The following is a 20088-nucleotide window of genomic DNA, read 5'->3' as shown; positions in this document are numbered from 1 at the left end:
CGACGGTCTCAGTTCACAGCGGACGTCGCTTCGACATGACGCGGCAAGGTAACCCTGATTCGGGTGCCGCGTTGGCTTTGAACATCAGCCGGGCTGTCGATGGTGATTTGTCCATAATGCTCTTCAACGATGGAATAGACCAGTGCAAGGCCCAGACCGGTGCCTTCGCCAGGATCCTTGGTGGTGAAGAAAGGTTCGAACAATCGGTCCATGATGCTCGACGGAATACCGCTGCCTTCGTCCTCCACGATCAGGTCGACCGTGTGTTCGCCGGCTTCGCTCTTGACCCGTACCGCACTGCCGGGAGGCGAGGCGTCACGGGCGTTTGAAAGCAGGTTGATCAATACCTGGGCCAGCCGTTGCGGGTCGCCTTCGACCCAGTGTTCGGGGTCGCACAGGTTGTAGAACTGCACTTCGAAATTGCGTCGGTTCAAGGCCAGCAGGCCGATGGCATCCTGAGCCACTTCGGCCAGACAGACGGGCTCGTCGCTGTGCTGGTGACTGCCGGCATGGGCAAAGCTCATCAGCGACTGGACGATGCGCGACACACGTTTGGTCTGCTCGAGGATCTGCCCGCTGATTTCCTTCAGCTCGCCGTCTTCTTCCCGCTCTTCGCGCAGGTTCTGCGCCAGGCACGCGATACCGGTAATCGGGTTGCCGATTTCATGGGCCACGCCGGCCGCCAGTCGACCGATGCTGGCCAGGCGCTCGGAGTGCACCAGTTTGTCTTCGAGCATCTGGGTTTCAGTCAGGTCTTCCACCAGCAGAACCAGGCCACTGTTGCCCGGCGCGAGCGGTTCGTCGATCGCCGCCTTGTGCAGGTTCAGCCAGCGGGTCTGGCCGTCGAGGGCCAGGTGCTGCTTGTGCAAGTGCTCGTCCGGCAGATTGATGAAGCCTTGCAGCAGTTCTTTCCATGGGTCGGCAATGGTACTCAGGCGCGAACCGACCACGCGCTGCGCGGCGATGCCGGTCAACTCCTCCATGGCCTTGTTCCACATGAGGATTTCCTGGTCCTTGGCCAGTGAGCAAACGCCCATCGGCAATTCCTGCAGGGTCTGGCGGTGATAGCGGCGCAGGGCGTCGAGTTCAGCGGCCAGGCCGGTCAGGCGCGAGTGGTAATCCTCGAGGCGGCTTTCGATGAAGTGAATGTCTTCGGTGACGTAGTTTTCACCGCCAGCCTTGTACGGCAGGAAGGTCTCGACCATGTCCTGGGCCACGCTTGGGCCCATCAGGCCGGAGAGGTTGGCCTCGATGCGGTCGCGCAGACGGCGCAGGGCATAAGGCCTTCGTTCATCGAAAGGCAGGTAGAGATCGCGCAGCGCTTGCTCGACTTCCTTCTGCGCAGCCTTGGCGCCCAAGGGTTTTGCCAGCTGCGTAGCGAATTCCTGAGGCGAGGCAGCGTGCAGTTCCCGGCGCTGCGGGCGGCGCACGTTATCCACGGCGCAGGCTTCGGCGGCGCTGGCCTCTTCGGTGCTGGCGTTGGTGAACAGCGAGATCAGGGTGAACATCAGTACGTTGGCTGCCAGCGAGGCAATCGCAGCCATGTGCCAACTGGTGTCGTCCAGCACGTAGATCATGTTCAGCAGCGGAATATAGAAGCCCTGGAGGTTGCCAACCAGTGGCAACAGCATGGTCACCAGCCACACCAGGATCCCCGCCAGCAAGCCGGCGATGAAGCCGCGACGGTTGGCGGTCGGCCAATACAGGACAGAAAGCACGCCCGGCAGGAACTGCAACGTGGCGACGAACGCGACAATACCGAGGTTGGCCAGGTCCTGCTCGGCACCGAGCATCAGGTAGAAGCCGTAGCCGGCCATGATGATCGCGACAATCAGCGCCCGGCGGGTCCACTTCAGCCAGCGGTAGATGTTGCCTTCGGCCGGTGGCTGATAAAGCGGCAGCACCAGGTGGTTCAAGGCCATCCCGGACAGCGCCAGCGTGGTGACGATGATCAGGCCGCTGGCGGCGGACAGTCCGCCGACATAGGCCAGCAACGCCAAAGCCTTGCTGTTGGCGGCGATGCCGATGCCCAGGGTGAAGTATTCCGGATTGGTGGTGGCGCCGAGCTTCAGGCCAGCCCAGAGAATCAGCGGCACCGCCAGGCTCATCAACAGCAGGAACAGCGGCAGGCCCCAGCTCGCACTGACCAGCGAGCGCGGATTGAGGTTCTCGGTAAAGGTCATGTGATACATGTGCGGCATCACGATCGCCGAGGCGAAGAACACCAGCAGCAGCGTACGCCACGGGCCTTCCTGCAAAGGCGTGTGCAGGGCAGCAAGGGCGGTCTGGTTTTGCAGCAGCCACAGTTCAAGCTGTTGCGGACCGTCGAACACGCCGTACAGCGCATACAGCCCGACACCGCCGAGGGCGATCAGCTTGATCACCGACTCGAAGGCAATCGCGAACACCAGGCCTTCATGCTTTTCGCGGGTGGCGATGTGGCGGGAGCCGAAGAAAATCGTGAACAACGTAATCAGGGCGCAGAAGCTCAGGGCCACGCGATGCTGCACCGGTTCGCGGGTGAGGATGCCGATGGAGTCGGCCACCGCCTGAATCTGCAGCGCGAGAAGCGGCAACACGCCGATCAGCATGAAAATCGTGGTCAGCGCACCGGCCCAGGTGCTGCGGAAGCGGAAGGCAAACAGATCCGCCAGCGAAGACAGTTGATAAGTGCGGGTGATCTTCAGGATCGGGTAGAGCAGCACCGGCGCCAGCAGAAATGCCCCGGAAACACCGAGGTAGCTGGACAAAAAGCCGTAGCCGTACTGATAGGCCAGGCCCACGGTGCCGTAAAACGCCCAGGCACTGGCATAGACGCCCAGTGACAGGGTGTAAGTCAGCGGGTGGCGAATTATCGCCCGGGGAATCATGCCCCGTTCACTGATCCAGGCCACACCGAACAGCACCGCCAGGTAGGCGGCGCTGATCAGGATCATCTGGGTCAGGCTAAAGCTCATCGGCATCTTTTTGGCTCTGCAGGATGAAGGTCACGACGATCAGAATCAGCCAGAGCAGATAAGGGCGATACCAGGCGCCAGTGGCGTCGATCCACCAATCCATGATGGCTGGGGAAAACAGGTAAATCCCCACTACCAAAAGCAGGACCAAGCGATAAATGTACATCCCGGCCTCTCTTTTTATGCGCGTGCCCGAAAACGTGCGGCGATGGTAACGGATGGGTGCGCCACTGCAAGTGCGATCACAATAGCTGTGCCTCGGGCAGGCTCAGTGTGCGCGGGATCAGCGAGGCATCCCAGTGGGCAATGCCCCAATTGAGCACTTCCCGTGGCGTTGCGTAAGTCAGTTCGGTTCCAGGGTTCTGCCCCAGCGCCCGCAGCGCCCGCAGCAATAGCGGCGTTGCCTGATCCTCGGTCAATGGCGGCGAACGGTAGGATTTACCGAGTTTATTGCCATCTGGCTGAGTGATCAGCGGGATATGCAGATAACGTGGCTGCGGCAGGCCGAGCAATTCCTGCAGGTAGAGCTGGCGGGGCGTGGAATCCAGCAGGTCGGCACCGCGAACGATATCGGTGATGCCCTGCCAGGCATCGTCCAGGACCACAGCCAATTGATAGGCGTAGAGCCCGTCCCGGCGGCGAATCACAAAATCGCCAACTTCCCGGCCCAGGTGCTGGCGGTATTCGCCCTGCACCCGATCGATGAAGTGGTATTCCAGTTCCGGTACGCGCACGCGGATGGCAGCATCATCGGTGCCATGGCCGGCATTGCGGCACAGCCCCGGATAAATCCCGTGATATGGCTCCAGCTGTTTGCGCGAGCAGGTGCAGGCGTAGGCCAGGCCGTGACTGAACAGGCGATTGAGCACCTCGGCGTAGGCATCGTGCCGCTCGCTTTGGCGCACCAGGTCGCCATCCCACTCGAAGCCATAGCTTTCCAGAGCCTTGAGAATGGCGGCCTGGGCGCCAGGTTCCTCGCGGGGCGGATCAAGGTCTTCCATGCGCATCAGCCAGCGTCCGCCGACCGAGCGTGCGTCGAGGTAGGAGGCCAGTGCGGCGACCAGCGAGCCGAAGTGCAGATGGCCGCTGGGCGTGGGGGCGAAGCGTCCGATGTAGGTGGGGGAGGTGGCGGTCATGAATGCAATGTCACTTGTTCCGGGCTTGCGCACCCCTCCTGTGGGAGCGGGCTTGCTCGCGAAGGCGGTGTGTCAGCTAACGCTAATGTTGAACCACATGGCCCCTTCGTCGGAACGCCGCCCGGAGCAAGTCCGCTCCCACAGGTTTGCCGCCGGGGCGAATATCAGAAACAAAAACGGAGCGTTCGCACGCTCCGTTCTTCATTCAAGTCGCAATTATTTGCCGACTTGCTTTTCCTTGATTTCCGCCAGGGTCTTGCAGTCGATGCACAGGTCAGCGGTAGGACGCGCTTCGAGGCGTTTGACGCCGATCTCGATGCCGCAGGATTCACACCAGCCGTATTCTTCGTCTTCGATCAACTGAAGTGTCTTGTCGATCTTCTTGATCAACTTGCGTTCACGATCGCGGGCACGCAGTTCGAGGGCGAATTCCTCTTCCTGGCTGGCACGGTCTGCCGGGTCAGGAAAGTTGGCCGCTTCGTCCTTCATGTGGTCCACGGTCTTGTCGACCCCTTCCATCAGCTCTTTTTTCCACTGATTCAGGACCTTGGTGAAGTGCTTGCGCATGGGCTCGCCCATGTACTCTTCACCGACTTTCTGAACATAGGGCTCGAAGCCGCTGATCGTCTGGTTTTGCTGCTTTGCTTGGGTGGACATGAAATAGACCGCCTCTACTCTTGTAATCCATCTGCGCAGGATTGCTCCATCACCGACACCTGCCGGCCCTGCGGCTGCAAGCGGGCGAACTTACCAGATCAACTCGGGCCGCGCTACTCCCGGATGTCGAGCTCACGGCGCATGATGCTTGCAAATGATGGCAAACCGTTGTCTGGCGGCTCTGGAGTCCTGCTCAATTATTGATTTTAGTCAAACCTTGCGCGCGCGCTTGAGTCGTTTGTGTTCGGGGTTACAAGGCCTCTGACCGCTTTAGGTTCTCGCTCGTTCCTGCGCTTGGGTAGAATCGGTTCTTTTTCCGTTGAAGGAAGGCCAATGGCTCAGCCCTACAGTGCCCGCAGTCGTGCAATCGAACCTTTCCATGTCATGGCGCTGTTGGCGCGGGCCAATGAATTGCAGGCCGCCGGGCACGATGTGATCCACCTGGAAATCGGCGAGCCGGACTTCACCACCGCCGAACCTATCATCCAGGCCGGCCAGGCTGCACTGACAGCGGGGAAGACCCGTTACACCGCCGCGCGCGGCATTCCGGAGCTGCGCGAGGCTATTTCGGGCTTTTATCAGCAGCGTTATGGTTTGAACATCGACCCTCGACGCATTCTCATCACGCCCGGCGGGTCCGGCGCGTTGCTGCTGGCCAGCGCTTTGCTGGTCGACCCCGGTAAACACTGGCTGCTGGCGGACCCGGGCTATCCGTGCAACCGGCATTTCCTGCGGTTGGTCGAGGGTGCGGCGCAATTGGTGCCGGTCGGTCCGGATGTGCGGTATCAATTGACGCCAGGCCTGATCGAGCGTCATTGGGATCACGACAGCGTCGGTGCATTGGTGGCGTCGCCAGCCAATCCGACCGGCACGATCCTGACTCGCGACGAGCTGGCGAAGCTGTCTGTCGCGATCAAGGAGCGCCACGGTCATCTGGTGGTCGACGAGATTTACCACGGCCTGACTTACGGCGCTGATGCGGCCAGCGTGCTGGAAGTCGACGACAGTGCATTCGTCCTGAACAGTTTTTCGAAGTATTTCGGGATGACCGGGTGGCGGCTCGGATGGCTGGTGGCCCCTGACGCTGCCGTCGGTGAGCTGGAAAAACTCGCGCAGAATCTCTACATCAGTGCTCCAAGCATGGCGCAGTACGCGGCACTGGCCTGTTTCGAGCCGGCGACCATCAGCATTCTCGAAGAGCGTCGCGCCGAATTTGGCCGGCGTCGGGACTATCTGCTGCCGGCCTTGCGTGAGTTGGGCTTCGGCATTGCCGTGGAGCCGGAAGGGGCTTTCTACTTGTATGCCGATATCAGCAAGTTCGGCGGCGATGCCTTCGCGTTCTGTAAGCATTTTCTCGAAACCGAACATGTGGCATTCACCCCAGGGCTGGATTTCGGGCGTTATCAGGCCGGGCATCATGTGCGGTTCGCCTATACGCAAAATCTCGAGCGTTTGCAGGAGGCAGTCGAGCGCATTGCCCGTGGGTTGCGGAGCTGGCAAGGCTGATGCGATTCCATCCTCCCCTCGAAGAAGGGCGCCTGATTCGACGTTACAAGCGCTTTCTCGCCGATATCGAAACCGTTGGCGGCGAGTTGCTGACGATTCACTGCCCGAACACCGGCTCGATGCTCAATTGCCAGGTCGAAGGCGGGCAGGTCTGGTTCAGTCGCTCCAACGACCCTAAACGCAAGTTGCCTGGCACCTGGGAGATCGGTGAAACCCCGCAAGGGCGGCTGTTTTGCGTGAACACCGCCCGGGCCAATGGATTGGTCGAAGAGGCGCTGCGAGCGGGCGTCATCACCGAACTTAACGGTTTTACCGGGCTCAAGCGCGAAGTGGCTTATGGCCAGGAAAACAGCCGCATCGATTTCCGCCTTGATTATCCCGATGGGCCGGCCTACGTCGAAGTCAAAAGCGTGACCCTGGGCTTTGACGGTACGGCGGTGGCGGCGTTTCCCGATGCGGTCACCCAGCGTGGCGCCAAGCATCTGCGGGAACTGGCCCACTTGGCCAGGGACGGTATTCGCGCGGTGCAGTTGTACTGTGTGTGTTTGACCGACATCGAGGCCGTGCGCCCGGCGCAGGAAATCGATGCGGTTTATGCACAGGCCTTGCGTGAGGCTATCGCCTGTGGGGTCGAGGTATTGGCTTACGGTGTGCGGTTGAGCCACGAAGAGATGTCGGTCGATCGGCGCCTGGATGTGTTGCCGGGTGTCTAAAGGCTGATCCAGATCCCTTGTTCATCCTCGCGGCAAGCCACGCTGCTCAAGGATTGCCCCGCGCAAGGGCCGGCGACGCATTCGCCGTCTTCGATCAGGAACAGTGCGCCATGGGTGGCGCACTGGATCAGGCTGTTACTGGGGTCGAGAAATTGGTCGGGATGCCACTCCAGGGCGACGCCCCGGTGCGGGCAGCGATTGATGTAGACATATACCTGGCCGCTGCGGCGCACCGCAAAAAGCTTTTGGCCATCAATGTCGAAACCGCGGCTGCTGTCATTGACCAGCTCGGCACCTTTGCAAAGCAACTTCATGTCTATCCTCGGTCCCGCCGCTCGTGACCGGATATGTCCAAGCTTGACGGTTAAATACTTTCAATTGGCCGTCTTGCCCGCCGGGGACAAGTGCCTGTCGTCGAGGATACTTGGCCTGATCATTCGATGCCCGGGAAACCTTCAAGGGAAGCTGTTTATGCGCCTGGCCAGCGTGTCAGCGTGATCGGCATGGAGCATCCCGCCAGTACTTTCCACAGGCAAAAAAAGACCCGGCAAGAGCCGGGTCAAATAACCGTGATTAGCCTGATGAGGAGATAATCTGAGAGTCCGAACCAAGGGCTTTTCAGAAGATCTGACCAGTCTCGCGACCAGTTGTGATAATCATAGCGATTCTCATTACCAAGTCAACCGCTGTTTTCCGGTTTCTTTGCGATATGTCGATTTTTCGCCTGCAGGCCCTGTATTCATTGGGTTACAGGTTGAAAAGCTTCAGCGTTATTTGTCGGATCAGTTTTTGTGGCGTGAAGAGATGGCTTCCAGTTGTTTGTTTAGCGCTTCCTTGCGCTCTGCGGGAATGTCATTCCAGTGAACATCCATCAGGGCACCTTCAATTGCGTACAACAACACCTTGGACGCCCGGAAACCGCGCGTGCGCACGGCCCGATAAGCATCCACCGCCCCGAGGCGACGCAAGTCCGAAGCGCTATGGATGCCCACGGCATGCAGCCATTGCGCTGACGTCTTGCCAAGATTCTTCAGGTGTTGCAGTTCATCATTCATCAAGCCTCCTTGCGATGGCCGAATGGAGAGCGCGGGCAATCTTCTGAGGAGTGTAGCCATCAGTAGGAAAAGCGTGTTTGTTTGCTCGATTACGACGCAAATGCTTCTAAGAAACGAGTATTGGCAGCGTGTGAAAAGTCTGCGAACGCGGGAGGAGGCGGGGAAGAGCAAGGAATTATGGGTGAACATCCCTGTAGTCCAGCGCAAGGGGCGCTGGACGTGTCAGTCATCGATGATGATCAGCGGGTGCGATAACGCAATCGCGTGCCGAAGTTCATCGACATCAGGATTTCGTCGGCACTGAGTTCCACCGGAAAGTACGTACCGGAGATTTGCGCGTGGGCCAGGCTCGCGCCTTCAAGGTTCGCCTTGCGAAAATCGATGCCGCGCAGGTCGGCGGAGCGGAAGTAGGCGTCGCTGAAATCCACACCGTCGGCATTCAGCTCGCGCAGGTCCAGCCCCCGGAAGTCTCCACCCACCATATCGATGGGGGCATCCTTGGGGCGTTCACTGTTGAAGCCTCTGATGTCGTCTTTGTGCAGCAGGGCATAAAGCGGAGTGTCGAGAAGTTTCGGCTGGCTCATGTCGCATCACCTGATGGTTTTATGACGCCAGTATAGTGCCACTATTTGACGGACGTGAAGCCAGTGCGGCTTCACGACTGAAATAGTTTTTTACAGGCCTGGCAGGCGCTGGCGAATTTGCTCCACAACTGTATCGAGCGTTCCGCTTTCATTGGTCTGGACGCGCTTGCTGCAGAGGATTTCCGTGGGTGTCAGCGCTTCGCGGCTGGCTTGTTGGGCTGCGATAACAGCCAGGGTGGCGTCGGATGGGTCCTTTTTGTCTGCCTGGCGCGTGGCCAGCCAGCTTTCGATGACGGCTTGTGGCGCATTGCAATCGAGGATCAGGAAGGGTGCACCTGTGGCCTCGGCCACCTTCGCGGCACTGTCACGCTGATCATGCTTGAGGTAAGTGGCGTCGACCACTACCGGAAAGCCCGCACGCAGGATGACGTCGGCGATTTCGTGCAGGCGGGCATAGGTCGCCGCGCTGGCGTCGGCACTATAGATTCCGGCCTTTACGTCATTTTCGACGGTTTGTTCGCCGAACAGACGCTTGCGCTCGACATCGGAGCGCAGGCGAATCGCTCCCAGGGCTTCGACCAGGCGCATGGCGACATGGCTCTTGCCGACGGCGGAAACACCGTGGGTAATGGCCATGAAGCGCGAAGGAATAGTGCTGTAGCTTTCCGCCAGGTTGGCGTAGTTGCGGTACTGACGCAGGGTCGTGGCGCGCTGCACTGCAGTGGCGTCGGCCGGCATGCTGAACAGGGCAACCTTGGCGCGAACCAGTGCGCGGTAGGCTTTATAGAAGTTCAGCAGTTCGAGGCCGCGATAGTCACCGGTCAGCTCCAGGTACTGGCTGATGAAACGACGGGCGAGGCACTTCAGGCCGCGATCTTCCAGGTCCATCGCCAGGAAGCCGGTGTCGGCATAAACGTCGGTGAAGCGAAACGGTTCATTGAATTCGATGCAGTCGAAGATCACGACCTTGCCGTCGATCACTGTGGCGTTACCCAGGTGGATGTCACCGTGGCATTCACGAGTGAAGCCTTCGGCCTTGCGCTGGGCGAGCAGCGGCTTGAGGCGTTCGAAACTGCTTTCGGCCCAGGCTTGCAGGGCGTCGAGTTGCAGCAGGTCGGCTTTGTCGCTGAGGAACGGACGGATCTGTTCGAAGTTCTGCCGCACCGGTGCCATGACGCTGTCCGGTGTGCCGGCTTCGTGCCCGGCCGGCACTTTCGGTGCGCTGAGGTGGAAGCGGGCGATTTGCTCGGCCATCTCGTCGATGTGTGCGGTGGTCAGTTCGCCATTGGCTTGAAGGGTGCTGAGCAGACCGGTTTGCGGGAACTGGCGCATCTTCAGTACGTATTCGATGGCGGGGCCTTCGCCGCCCAGTTGCGGAGCCTCGGCGCTGCCGGTGACGGGCAGTACTTCGATGTACAAGTCGTCGGTCAGGCGCTGGTTCAGGCGCAGCTCTTCAGCGCAAAAGTGTTCGCGCGCCTCAAGGCTGGTGAAGTCGAGAAAACCGAAATTGACCGGCTTCTTCACTTTATAGGCATAGGGGCCGGTGAGCAGTACCCAGGAAATATGGGTCTCGATGACCTGGAATCCCTCTACAGGATGCGGGTAGAGGGCAGGGTTTTGCAGGGCAGCGATCAGGGACTGGCTCACAGGCGATCCTTCAGAGTCTGGGAAATTCAAGGCCGTCATTATGGCCGCAAGTCCGCTCGACGCAAACCTCGGAGCGCTCCTGTTGAGTATGAATAAAGTGCGTATAATCCGCCGCCATGACTCGTACCCGAACTCCCCGTACCCCAAAAAAACCACCCTCCAGAGGCCTGCGCCCTTGGTTGGGCTGGGCCATTAAACTCAGTCTGGTCGGCCTGGTAGTGCTGGCCGGATTCGCCGTTTACCTTGATGCGATCGTCCAGGAGAAGTTTTCCGGCAAGCGCTGGACCATTCCGGCCAAGGTTTACGCGCGCCCGCTCGAACTGTTCGTCGGACAAAAGCTGAGCAGGGACGATTTCCTGACCGAGCTCGATGCCCTGGGCTATCGCCGTGAAAGCGTGGCCAATGGTCCGGGTGCGGCGTCGGTCAACGGCAATACCGTTGATCTGAATACCCGTGGCTTCCAGTTCTATGAAGGCATGGAGCAAGCGCAACCGGTGCGGGTGCGTTTCTCCGGCGATTACGTGGCCGAGTTGGCGGGGGCAAAAGGTTCGAAACTTTCGGTAGTGCGCCTGGAGCCGTTGCTGATCGGCGGCCTGTACCCGAAAAACCTCGAAGACCGGATCCTGATCAAGATCGATCAGGTGCCGCCGTACTTGCTGGAAACGCTGGTGGCTGTCGAGGACCGCGATTTTTATCATCACTTTGGTGTTTCGCCGAAGTCGATCGCCCGTGCAATCTGGGTCAACGGTTCGTCCGGCCGCATGCGTCAGGGCGGCAGTACCCTGACTCAGCAGTTGGTCAAGAACTTCTACCTGACCAACGAGCGCAGCCTGAGCCGCAAACTCACCGAAGCGATGATGGCGCTGTTGCTTGAGCTGCATTACGACAAGCGTGAAATCCTCGAGGCTTACCTCAACGAAGTGTTTATCGGGCAGGACGGTCAACGCGCGGTGCACGGTTTCGGCCTCGCCAGCCAGTTCTTCTTCAGCCAGCCGCTGGCCGAGCTCAAGCTGCACCAGGTCGCTCTGCTGGTGGGAATGGTCAAGGGGCCTTCCTCCTATAACCCGCGTCGTTATCCGGAGCGTGCCCTCGAGCGGCGCAACCTGGTGCTCGATGTCCTGCAAGAGCAGGGCGTCGCAACTGCCGAGCAGGTTGAAGCCGCGAAGAAAATGCCACTGGGTGTGACCAAGCGCGGCAGTCTGGCGGACAGCTCGTTCCCCGGCTTCCTCGATCTGGTCAAGCGTCAGTTGCGCGAAGACTATCGCGACGAAGACTTGACCGAAGAAGGTCTGCGCATCTTCACCAGTTTCGACCCGATCCTGCAGATGAAGGCTGAGGCCTCGGTCAACGACACCTTCAAGCGTCTGGCGGGGCGCAAGGGTTCCGATGACGTCGAAGCGGCCATGGTCGTGACCAACCCGGAAACCGGTGAAGTGCAGGCCATGATCGGCAGTCGCCAGGCCAGTTTTGCCGGGTTCAACCGGGCGCTGGACGCTGTGCGACCGATCGGCTCGCTGATCAAGCCGGCGGTTTACTTGACCGCGTTGGAGAAACCAAGCCAGTACACATTGACCAGTTGGCTGTCGGACGAGTCCTTCTCGGTCAAGGGCGCCGACGGCCAAGTCTGGAAACCGCAGAACTATGATCGCCGTTCTCACGGGACCGTCTTCCTCTATCAAGGCCTGGCGCACTCCTACAACCTGTCGACCGCACGGCTCGGGTTGGCGGTCGGTGTGCCGAACGTCCTGAAGACGGTGGAGCGCCTGGGTGTTTCTCGTGAATTCCCGGCCTTCCCGTCGATGTTGCTCGGCGCTGGCGGCATGACGCCCATCGAAGTGGCGACCATGTACCAGACCCTCGCCAACGGCGGCTTCAATACGCCGATGCGCGGGATTCGCAGCGTGCTGACTGCTGAAGGCGAACCGCTCAAGCGTTATCCGTTCCAGATTCAGCAGCGTTTCGATCCGGCCTCCATTTACCTGATCCAGAGCGCCATGCAGCGGGTGATGCGCGAAGGTACCGGCAGCTCGGTTTATAACGTGTTGCCAAGAACCCTGACCCTGGCGGGTAAAACCGGTACCAGTAACGATTCGCGGGACAGTTGGTTTGCCGGTTTCAGCCAGGACTTGCTGGCGGTGGTCTGGCTGGGGCGCGATGACAACGGCAAGACCCCATTCACTGGTGCCACCGGGGCCCTGCAGGTCTGGACCAGCTTCATGCGCAAGGCCGACCCGTTGCCGCTGGACATGCCGCAGCCGGATAATATCGTTCAGGCCTGGGTGGATTCGCGTACCGGGCAAGGTTCTGACGCCGGTTGCCCGGGTGCCGTGCAGATGCCGTATATTCGCGGCAGCGAACCGCCTCCCGGCGCTGCTTGCGGTGGCGAAAGCCCTGCCGAGTCGGTGATGGATTGGGTCAAGGGCTGGATGAATTAAGCAAAGAGGGTTTCAAGTGAACAAGTGGCTGATTCCAGCGATTACCGCCGTGGCTTTGCTCAGCGGTTGCTCCACCGTACAACGTGGCTCGATTCCGGTCGTGGATTCCGGCACCGCCGTGTCCAACAGTGAACGTATCTCGGCCAATGGCGGCTTCCGCCAGACGACCGTCAAGCGCCCTGCGCAAGGTCAGTCGCAGACCCAGGCGATTCCGCAAGGTGACAGCGGCGTCGTGGTGATGGTGCCAGGCGCTGCAACGACTTCAACGCCGATCAGCACCACACCCATTACTCCGGGGCCGATCACGCCGGGGCCGATTGACACGTCGCCGATCCAGTCGGCACCGATCAATCAGGGCAACTACAGCATGCCGTCGTCGCCAAGCGGGATTCCGTCGGCCAGTTCGGGCGGACTGTCTGCCGACGAGCAACTGGACGGCCCGGTACTGGCTTTGCTGACCACTGCTCAGCAGCAACAGGCGAGCGGTGATCTCAACGGTGCCTCCTCCAGCCTCGAACGCGCCCAGCGCGTTGCCCCGCGTGAACCGCAGGTGCTTTACCGCCTGGCACAGGTGCGGATGGCTCAAGGCGATGCGGCCCAGGCCGAGCAGTTCGCTCGCCGTGGCCTGACCTTGGCCAATGGCCGTCCGGCCCTGCAGGCCAATTTGTGGGAACTGATTGCCCAGGCGCGCGAAAAGCAGGGTGACTCCCAGGGCGCGTCGCTGGCGCGCCAGAAGGCCAAGGTAACGCTGTGATGGATGCGCGCTTTCTGAAAATCGCCGATCAACTGCTGTTGATCGAGCGCGAGTTGCGGGTGCAAGGATGGTGGGATGAAGTCTCGCCATCCGCTGAAGCGCTTTCCAGTGTCGAGCCGTTTTCGGTCGATACCCTGGATTTCGAGCAATGGCTGCAGTGGATCTTCCTGCCACGCATGAAGATGATCCTCGAGCAGGATTTGCCGCTACCCAATGCGTCGGGCATTCAGGAAATGGCTGAAATGGTCTTTGCCGGACGCAATGTCCAGGGCAAGGATCGGCAGTTGCAGGTATTGCTCAAACAGTTTGATCAGTTGATCACGGCGTCTCGCTGAGCCAGAAGCTGCCAGCGTCCGCTGGCAGTTGTTCACAATCTCTCTCTATTTTGTCGGCCATTGCAGGGTAAGCGCATGCGCGTGCCAATTTTTTGCCAAAACTTGCGCAATCGAAGCTAACACACGGCGGATTTACAGGTTTTTTCTTGCGTTCTCATGTGCTTACTAGAATAAAGCTCATAGACGACTTGACTTGCGAGGGGCGAAACAGAAGAATCCAAAGTCCGCTGTACAGGGACTGCCAGAAGCAGACCCTCTCAGCAGATCATGAGGCGCATATCCGCGTCGACCTGTTACACCCGCAACGCGTTACCTCGCGCTGGGTGGGAAAGGCCCGCAACACTTGGGACGATCCCAATACTTGCTCAGTCAGTGCTGACGTAGTCGGCGACCACCGTCGCTCATGCTCTGCTGAGAAGTAAACCTATTAAGACCCGTCCCATTTTTCGTGGGCGGTATTCTGGCGTTTTAGAGGTGAGCAACGTGGAGCTTTTATCTGGCGGTGAGATGCTCGTCCGCTTTTTGCGCGACGAAGGCGTCAAATATATCTACGGGTACCCGGGTGGTGCTCTTCTTCATGTATACGATGCCCTGTTCAAAGAACCGGAAGTGACCCACATCCTGGTTCGTCACGAGCAAGCGGCTACCCATATGGCTGACGGCTACGCCCGTGCCACCGGTAAAGCCGGCGTGGTACTGGTGACGTCCGGTCCTGGCGCAACCAACGCCATCACTGGTATCGCCACGGCGTACATGGACTCCATTCCAATGGTGGTCATTTCCGGCCAGGTGCCGAGCACCATGGTTGGCACCGACGCATTCCAGGAAACCGACATGATCGGTATCTCCCGGCCGATCGTGAAGCACAGCTTCATGATCAAGCACGCGTCGGAAATCCCGGAAGTCATGAAGAAAGCCTTCTACCTGGCGCAATCCGGTCGTCCTGGCCCGGTCGTTGTCGATATCCCGAAAGACATGACCAACCCGGCCGAGAAGTTCGAATACGTCTTCCCGAAAAAAGCCAAGCTGCGTTCCTACAGCCCGGCTGTTCGTGGTCACTCCGGTCAAATCCGCAAGGCGGCAGAAATGCTCCTGGCGGCCAAGCGTCCAGTGTTGTATTCGGGCGGCGGCGTGATCCTCGGCGGTGGTTCCGCACCACTGACCGAACTGGCGAAAATGCTCAACCTGCCAGTGACTAATACCCTGATGGGCCTCGGCGGTTTCCCTGGCACCGATCGTCAGTTCATCGGCATGCTCGGCATGCACGGCAGCTACACCGCCAACCTGGCGATGCACCATGCTGACGTGATCCTCGCCGTCGGTGCGCGTTTCGACGACCGTGTCATCAACGGTGCCTCGAAGTTCTGCCCGAACGCCAAGATCATTCACATCGACATCGACCCGGCTTCGATCTCCAAGACCATCAAGGCCGACGTGCCTATCGTTGGTCCGGTCGAGAGTGTCCTGACCGAAATGGTCGCGATCCTCAAGGAAATCGGCGAGACCCCGAACAAGGAGTCCGTTGCCAGTTGGTGGAAGCAGGTTGATGAGTGGCGTGGTGATCGCGGCCTGTTCCCTTATGACAAGGGCGACGGCAGCGTTATCAAGCCGCAGGCCGTGATCGAAACCCTGTGCGAAGTGACCAAGGGCGATGCCTTTGTAGCTTCCGATGTGGGTCAGCATCAGATGTTCGCGGCGCAGTACTACACGTTCAACAAGCCGAACCGCTGGATCAACTCCGGTGGCCTGGGCACCATGGGCTTCGGTTTCCCGGCGGCCATGGGCATCAAGTTGAGCTTCCCGGATGACGACGTCGTTTGTGTCACCGGCGAGGGCAGTATCCAGATGAACATTCAGGAACTGTCGACCTGCCTGCAATACGGTTTGCCGGTAAAAATCGTCATCCTGAACAACGGTGTGTTGGGCATGGTTCGCCAGTGGCAGGACATGAGCTACGGCAGCCGTCACTCTCATTCCTACATGGAATCGCTGCCTGATTTCGTCAAGCTGGCGGAGGCTTATGGTCACGTTGGTGTGCGCATCACCGATTCGAAAGATTTGAAGTCGAAGATGGAAGAAGCGTTCGCCATGAAGGATCGTTTGGTGATCATCGATGTTTCGGTAGACACCAGCGAGCACGTCTACCCGATGCAGATCAAAGACGGCTCCATGCGCGATATGTGGCTGAGCAAGACGGAGCGTACTTAATCATGCGGCACATTATTTCCTTGCTTCTGGAAAACGAACCCGGCGCTCTGTCTCGTGTGGTTGGCCTGTTCTCGCAGCGCAACTACAACATCGAAAGCCTGACCGTGGCCCCGACCGAAGACCCGACCCTGTCGCGTCTGACGCTGACCACCGTTGGTCACGATGAAGTCATCGAGCAGATCACCAAGAACCTGAACAAGCTGATCGAAGTGGTAAAACTGGTCGACCTGTCGGAGAGTGCTCACATCGAGCGCGAACTGATGCTGGTCAAGGTCAAGGCCACCGGCGCCCAGCGCGCCGAGATCAAGCGCACTACCGATATTTACCGTGGACAGATCGTCGATGTCAGCGCCAGCGTGTATACCGTTCAACTGACCGGTACCAGCGACAAGCTCGACAGCTTCATTCAGTCCATTGGCACCGCATCGATTCTGGAAACCGTCCGTAGTGGCGTGACCGGTATTGCCCGCGGCGACAAAGTACTCAGCATCTAAACCAAATTAGCGAACGGCCTGAACGGCCTGATATAGGGGAAATTCATGAAAGTTTTCTACGATAAAGACTGCGACCTGTCGATCATCCAGGGCAAGAAAGTTGCCATCATCGGTTACGGTTCCCAGGGCCACGCTCAAGCGTGCAACCTGAAAGACTCCGGCGTTGACGTTACCGTTGGCCTGCGTAAAGGTTCGGCTACCGTTGCCAAGGCTGAAGCCCACGGCCTGAAAGTGACCGACGTTGCTTCTGCCGTTGCAGCTGCCGACCTGGTCATGATCCTGACCCCGGACGAGTTCCAGTCCTCCCTGTACAAGAACGAAATCGAGCCGAACATCAAGAAAGGCGCCACCCTGGCCTTCTCCCACGGCTTCGCGATCCACTACAACCAGGTAGTGCCGCGCGCTGACCTCGACGTGATCATGATCGCGCCGAAGGCTCCGGGCCACACCGTGCGTTCCGAGTTCGTGAAGGGCGGCGGTATCCCTGACCTGATCGCTATCTACCAGGACGCCTCGGGCAACGCCAAGAACGTCGCTCTGTCCTACGCTGCTGGCGTTGGCGGTGGTCGTACCGGCATCATCGAAACCACTTTCAAGGACGAGACCGAAACCGACCTGTTCGGCGAACAAGCCGTTCTGTGCGGCGGTACCGTTGAACTGGTCAAAGCCGGTTTCGAAACCTTGGTTGAAGCTGGCTACGCGCCGGAAATGGCCTACTTCGAGTGCCTGCACGAACTGAAGCTGATCGTTGACCTCATGTACGAAGGCGGTATCGCCAACATGAACTACTCGATCTCCAACAACGCCGAATACGGCGAGTACGTGACTGGCCCTGAGGTCATCAACGCCGAATCCCGTCAGGCCATGCGCAACGCCCTGAAACGTATTCAGGACGGCGAATACGCCAAGATGTTCATCAGCGAAGGCGCTACCGGCTATCCTTCGATGACCGCCAAGCGTCGTAACAACGCCGCTCACGGTATCGAAATCATCGGCGAGCAACTGCGCTCCATGATGCCGTGGATCGGTGCCAACAAGATCGTCGACAAAGCTAAAAACTAAGTCACGCGCTTGTACGAAAAACGCGGCTTAGGCCGCGTTTTTTCGTTTGGGAGGCCGGTTCTGGTATAAAGCTGCATCGTTTGTGGCCGAACCGTCGTCCCAGACACCTGTCCAAACTTTCCACCCCCGTTGCAAGGTAATGTCCATGAGCGAACGCCCCGAAGAGCCAAACCAGGCTTCTGACGCCGAAAGCCTGCTGCCCATCGATGAACATGTCGAGGAGGGCCATGACGCTGAAGGTCGTAAAGTCCGGCATCGTGGTATCTATCTTCTGCCGAATCTGTTCACCACTGCGAACCTGTTCGCAGGGTTCTATTCCATCATCAACTCGATGAGCGCCCAGGCGGCCTTGAGTGCTGGTGATTCGGCCAATGCGAGCAAGTATTTCGCCTTCGCGGCCATCGCGATCTTCGTCGCCATGGTGCTCGATGGCCTCGATGGTCGCGTGGCCCGCATGACCAATACCCAGAGCGCCTTTGGTGCCGAGTACGACTCGCTGTCCGACATGGTTGCCTTTGGTGTTGCGCCGGCATTGCTCGCATTTGGCTGGGCCTTGGGTGACATGGGCAAGGTTGGCTGGATGGTCGCCTTCATTTATGTCGCGGGTGCGGCATTGCGTCTTGCACGCTTCAACACGCAGATCGGCACCGCGGACAAACGCTACTTCATCGGCCTGGCCAGTCCTGCCGCAGCGGGTGTGGTTGCAGGTATCGTCTGGGCATTCAGCGACTATGGCATTCAGGGTTCCAAGATGTCCTTCCTGGTTGCGCTGATGGTTGCTGCGGCCGGCATGCTGATGGTCAGCAACATCAAGTACAACAGCTTCAAAGAGCTGGACCTGAAGGGGCGGGTGCCTTTCGTGGCGATTCTCGCTGTGGTGCTGGTGTTCGCAGTAGTGTTCAGTGACCCTCCGCGCATCCTGCTGCTGGTGTTTCTCGCCTATGCAGCCTCCGGCCCTGTTCAATACCTGTTACGTCTTCGTCGTAACAAGAGCGCGTAATTTCCCTCATACTCCGCAGTCTATGGGTGCATCTGTCCTCCAAAGCTGCGGAGTAACCATGCTGATCAAAGTCTCCAGAGCGTCCGACTGCCACGAGTCGGACGTCACGCCTGAATCCCTCTATCTTTCTCGACGCAAAGTGCTTGGCGCCACGGTTGCCGGCTTTGCTCTGAGCGGCCTGCCGCAATGGGCTAGCGCTGGCGATGCTGCGCGTTACCCGGATGTCGAGCCTGGCAAGGCGCCTGCCTGGTTCAGCGAAAAACTCCCGGCTACCCAGTGGGGTGTGGTCAGCGTCAAGGATGAGGCGATCACGCCGTTCAAGGATGCGACCCACTACAACAACTTCTATGAGTTCGGCACCGACAAGGGGGATCCAGCTGCCAATGCCGGTGCGCTGAAGACCGAGCCATGGAGCGTAGTCGTGGATGGAGAAGTGGGTAAACCAGGGCGATATGCGCTGGAAGACTTCATGAAGCCTTACCAGCTGGAGGAGCGCATCTACCGACTTCGTTGTGTGGAGGCGTGGTCGATGGTCATTCCCTGGATAGGTTTTCCTCTCTCGGCGTTGCTCAAGGAAGTCGAGCCGACCTCGAAAGCCAGATTCATCCGCTTCGAAACCCTGCAGGATCCCAAAAGCATGCCGGGGCAGCGCTCCGGTTTTGCCTTGATCGACTGGCCTTATATAGAAGGGCTGCGTCTGGACGAGGCGATGAACCCGTTGGCGATTCTTGCGGTGGGTATGTATGGGCGCGAGTTGCCGAATCAGAACGGTGCACCACTGCGTCTGGTGGTGCCCTGGAAGTATGGCTTTAAAAGCATCAAGTCGATCGTGCGGATCAGTTTGGTGAGTGAGCAGCCAAAAACCACTTGGCAGAGTATTGCTTCGGACGAGTACGGCTTCTACGCCAATGTGAATCCGACTGTCGACCATCCGCGCTGGACTCAGGCTCGGGAACGGCGCCTGCCGAGCGGCCTGTTCAAGCCGAATGTGCGTGACACGCAAATGTTCAATGGCTATGCGGATGAAGTCGCTTCTCTATATACAGGGCTCGATCTGCGGAAGAACTACTGATGCGATATCCGCTTTGGCGTGCGGCCGTTTTTGTTGCAACGATGGTGTGGCCGCTGTTGTGGTTGTATCAGGCCTGGGCGGATGTGCTCGGGCCGGACCCCGGCAAGGTGCTGGTTGATCGGTTGGGATTGGGCACACTTGTTCTGTTGCTTATTACATTGAGCATGACGCCGCTGCAGAGGCTTACTGGTTGGGCGGGGTGGATTGTGGTCCGGCGGCAACTGGGGTTGTGGTGCTTCACTTATGTAGTGCTGCACTTGAGCGCCTATCTGGCCTTTATCCTTGGTTTCGATTGGTCGCAGCTTGGGGTGGAGCTGCGCAAGCGTCCGTACATCATTGTCGGGGCGTTGGGATTTTTGTGTTTGCTGGTATTGGCGTGCACTTCCAATCGATACAGTCAGCGACGTTTGGGGGCCCTCTGGAAGAAGCTGCATCGTCTGGCTTATCTGGTTCTCGTGCTTGGGTTGCTGCAT

Annotated in this window: 19 protein-coding genes (1 of these 19 cut by a window edge); 11 read left to right on the top strand and 8 right to left on the bottom strand. The window is 59.1% G+C overall.

Annotation, left to right across the window (positions count from 1 at the left end; translation table 11 throughout):
* Positions 1 to 8: 8 nt before the first annotated feature.
* The 4 genes from QMK54_RS26620 to dksA form a co-directional block, all read right to left on the bottom strand.
* Complete coding sequence (locus tag QMK54_RS26620; RefSeq protein ID WP_165798740.1) at positions 9 to 2963, bottom strand: sensor histidine kinase; 2955 nt, start codon at positions 2961 to 2963, stop codon at positions 9 to 11.
* On the bottom strand, positions 2947 to 3123 hold the full coding sequence (locus QMK54_RS26615; protein WP_003176118.1) for a hypothetical protein: 177 nt from the start codon (positions 3121 to 3123) through the stop codon (positions 2947 to 2949). The genes QMK54_RS26620 and QMK54_RS26615 overlap by 17 nt, the downstream gene beginning before the upstream one ends.
* A 76-nt stretch (positions 3124 to 3199) precedes the next feature.
* Positions 3200 to 4093, bottom strand: coding sequence for a tRNA glutamyl-Q(34) synthetase GluQRS (gene gluQRS / locus QMK54_RS26610; RefSeq protein WP_320401595.1), 894 nt, complete (start codon positions 4091 to 4093; stop codon positions 3200 to 3202).
* Between the two features lie 216 nt (positions 4094 to 4309).
* Positions 4310 to 4750, bottom strand: coding sequence for an RNA polymerase-binding protein DksA (dksA, locus tag QMK54_RS26605; RefSeq protein WP_110658678.1), 441 nt, complete (start codon positions 4748 to 4750; stop codon positions 4310 to 4312).
* Positions 4751 to 5083: 333 nt separating this feature from the next.
* Between dksA and QMK54_RS26600 the strand changes: the two genes are divergently transcribed.
* Together QMK54_RS26600 and sfsA are read left to right on the top strand one after the other, a co-directional pair.
* Complete coding sequence (locus QMK54_RS26600; RefSeq protein WP_320401594.1) at positions 5084 to 6256, top strand: pyridoxal phosphate-dependent aminotransferase; 1173 nt, start codon at positions 5084 to 5086, stop codon at positions 6254 to 6256.
* Positions 6256 to 6969: a DNA/RNA nuclease SfsA gene (sfsA, locus tag QMK54_RS26595; RefSeq protein WP_110658674.1), complete on the top strand. Its 714-nt coding sequence runs from the start codon at positions 6256 to 6258 to the stop codon at positions 6967 to 6969. Before QMK54_RS26600 ends, sfsA begins: the two co-directional genes overlap by 1 nt.
* Here the strand turns inward: sfsA and QMK54_RS26590 are convergent.
* From QMK54_RS26590 to QMK54_RS26575, 4 genes are all read right to left on the bottom strand, one after another.
* Positions 6966 to 7283, bottom strand: coding sequence for a Rieske (2Fe-2S) protein (locus tag QMK54_RS26590; RefSeq protein WP_223594553.1), 318 nt, complete (start codon positions 7281 to 7283; stop codon positions 6966 to 6968). The genes sfsA and QMK54_RS26590 overlap by 4 nt on opposite strands.
* Before the next feature lie 468 nt (positions 7284 to 7751).
* Complete coding sequence (locus QMK54_RS26585) at positions 7752 to 8024, bottom strand: TfoX/Sxy family protein (protein ID WP_007971093.1); 273 nt, start codon at positions 8022 to 8024, stop codon at positions 7752 to 7754.
* Between the two features lie 239 nt (positions 8025 to 8263).
* Positions 8264 to 8608 carry a pentapeptide repeat-containing protein gene (locus QMK54_RS26580; RefSeq protein WP_110658670.1) on the bottom strand — a complete coding sequence of 115 codons (345 nt, stop codon included), beginning with the start codon at positions 8606 to 8608 and terminating at the stop codon, positions 8264 to 8266.
* Positions 8609 to 8698: 90 nt separating this feature from the next.
* Complete coding sequence (locus QMK54_RS26575; protein WP_320401593.1) at positions 8699 to 10255, bottom strand: bifunctional aminoglycoside phosphotransferase/ATP-binding protein; 1557 nt, start codon at positions 10253 to 10255, stop codon at positions 8699 to 8701.
* A gap of 116 nt (positions 10256 to 10371) precedes the next feature.
* Between QMK54_RS26575 and mrcB the strand changes: the two genes are divergently transcribed.
* The 9 genes from mrcB to msrQ form a co-directional block, all read left to right on the top strand.
* Positions 10372 to 12690 carry a penicillin-binding protein 1B gene (gene mrcB, locus QMK54_RS26570; protein ID WP_110658666.1) on the top strand — a complete coding sequence of 773 codons (2319 nt, stop codon included), beginning with the start codon at positions 10372 to 10374 and terminating at the stop codon, positions 12688 to 12690.
* Positions 12691 to 12706: 16 nt separating this feature from the next.
* The gene (locus QMK54_RS26565; protein ID WP_110658664.1) at positions 12707 to 13444 is read left to right on the top strand and encodes a tetratricopeptide repeat protein; all 738 of its coding nucleotides are present in this window, start codon (positions 12707 to 12709) and stop codon (positions 13442 to 13444) included.
* Entirely contained in the window at positions 13444 to 13779 is a 336-nt protein-coding gene (locus tag QMK54_RS26560) for a YqcC family protein (RefSeq protein ID WP_104451440.1), read from the top strand. The genes QMK54_RS26565 and QMK54_RS26560 overlap by 1 nt, the downstream gene beginning before the upstream one ends.
* A gap of 483 nt (positions 13780 to 14262) precedes the next feature.
* The gene (locus QMK54_RS26555) at positions 14263 to 15987 is read left to right on the top strand and encodes an acetolactate synthase 3 large subunit (protein WP_110658681.1); all 1725 of its coding nucleotides are present in this window, start codon (positions 14263 to 14265) and stop codon (positions 15985 to 15987) included.
* Positions 15988 to 15989: 2 nt separating this feature from the next.
* Complete coding sequence (gene ilvN, locus QMK54_RS26550; RefSeq protein WP_003176102.1) at positions 15990 to 16481, top strand: acetolactate synthase small subunit; 492 nt, start codon at positions 15990 to 15992, stop codon at positions 16479 to 16481.
* 45 nt (positions 16482 to 16526) lie between these two features.
* Entirely contained in the window at positions 16527 to 17543 is a 1017-nt protein-coding gene (gene ilvC, locus QMK54_RS26545) for a ketol-acid reductoisomerase (RefSeq protein ID WP_003228216.1), read from the top strand.
* Positions 17544 to 17688: 145 nt separating this feature from the next.
* Entirely contained in the window at positions 17689 to 18543 is an 855-nt protein-coding gene (pssA, locus tag QMK54_RS26540; protein WP_320401592.1) for a CDP-diacylglycerol--serine O-phosphatidyltransferase, read from the top strand.
* A 58-nt stretch (positions 18544 to 18601) separates the two neighbouring features.
* A complete protein-coding gene (msrP, locus tag QMK54_RS26535; RefSeq protein ID WP_223594550.1) occupies positions 18602 to 19615 on the top strand; it encodes a protein-methionine-sulfoxide reductase catalytic subunit MsrP in 1014 nt (337 codons plus the stop codon).
* A protein-coding gene (msrQ, locus tag QMK54_RS26530; RefSeq protein ID WP_223594542.1) for a protein-methionine-sulfoxide reductase heme-binding subunit MsrQ crosses the window boundary here: on the top strand, positions 19615 to 20088 show its 5' portion. 147 nt of this gene lie beyond the right edge of the window; only the first 474 of its 621 coding nucleotides appear in the window; its start codon is at positions 19615 to 19617; the stop codon falls past the right edge of the window. Before msrP ends, msrQ begins: the two co-directional genes overlap by 1 nt.

It is taken from the genome of Pseudomonas sp. P5_109, from assembly GCF_034009455.1.
Taxonomy (GTDB): Bacteria; Pseudomonadota; Gammaproteobacteria; order Pseudomonadales; family Pseudomonadaceae; genus Aquipseudomonas.
The sequence above is the reverse complement of the archived record's forward strand: the minus strand, read 5'-3'. Positions and strand labels throughout refer to the sequence as shown.

What these genes read in the sequence shown, in the direction of transcription:
- QMK54_RS26620 (WP_165798740.1), bottom strand. Translation starts at nt 2,963, where the DNA reads ATGCCGATGAGCTTTAGCCTGACCCAGATGATCCTGATCAGCGCCGCC.
- QMK54_RS26615 (WP_003176118.1), bottom strand. Translation starts at nt 3,123, where the DNA reads ATGTACATTTATCGCTTGGTCCTGCTTTTGGTAGTGGGGATTTACCTG.
- gluQRS (WP_320401595.1), bottom strand. Translation starts at nt 4,093, where the DNA reads ATGACCGCCACCTCCCCCACCTACATCGGACGCTTCGCCCCCACGCCC.
- dksA (WP_110658678.1), bottom strand. Translation starts at nt 4,750, where the DNA reads ATGTCCACCCAAGCAAAGCAGCAAAACCAGACGATCAGCGGCTTCGAG.
- QMK54_RS26600 (WP_320401594.1), top strand. Translation starts at nt 5,084, where the DNA reads ATGGCTCAGCCCTACAGTGCCCGCAGTCGTGCAATCGAACCTTTCCAT.
- sfsA (WP_110658674.1), top strand. Translation starts at nt 6,256, where the DNA reads ATGCGATTCCATCCTCCCCTCGAAGAAGGGCGCCTGATTCGACGTTAC.
- QMK54_RS26590 (WP_223594553.1), bottom strand. Translation starts at nt 7,283, where the DNA reads ATGAAGTTGCTTTGCAAAGGTGCCGAGCTGGTCAATGACAGCAGCCGC.
- QMK54_RS26585 (WP_007971093.1), bottom strand. Translation starts at nt 8,024, where the DNA reads ATGAATGATGAACTGCAACACCTGAAGAATCTTGGCAAGACGTCAGCG.
- QMK54_RS26580 (WP_110658670.1), bottom strand. Translation starts at nt 8,608, where the DNA reads ATGAGCCAGCCGAAACTTCTCGACACTCCGCTTTATGCCCTGCTGCAC.
- mrcB (WP_110658666.1), top strand. Translation starts at nt 10,372, where the DNA reads ATGACTCGTACCCGAACTCCCCGTACCCCAAAAAAACCACCCTCCAGA.
- QMK54_RS26560 (WP_104451440.1), top strand. Translation starts at nt 13,444, where the DNA reads ATGGATGCGCGCTTTCTGAAAATCGCCGATCAACTGCTGTTGATCGAG.
- ilvN (WP_003176102.1), top strand. Translation starts at nt 15,990, where the DNA reads ATGCGGCACATTATTTCCTTGCTTCTGGAAAACGAACCCGGCGCTCTG.
- ilvC (WP_003228216.1), top strand. Translation starts at nt 16,527, where the DNA reads ATGAAAGTTTTCTACGATAAAGACTGCGACCTGTCGATCATCCAGGGC.
- pssA (WP_320401592.1), top strand. Translation starts at nt 17,689, where the DNA reads ATGAGCGAACGCCCCGAAGAGCCAAACCAGGCTTCTGACGCCGAAAGC.
- msrP (WP_223594550.1), top strand. Translation starts at nt 18,602, where the DNA reads ATGCTGATCAAAGTCTCCAGAGCGTCCGACTGCCACGAGTCGGACGTC.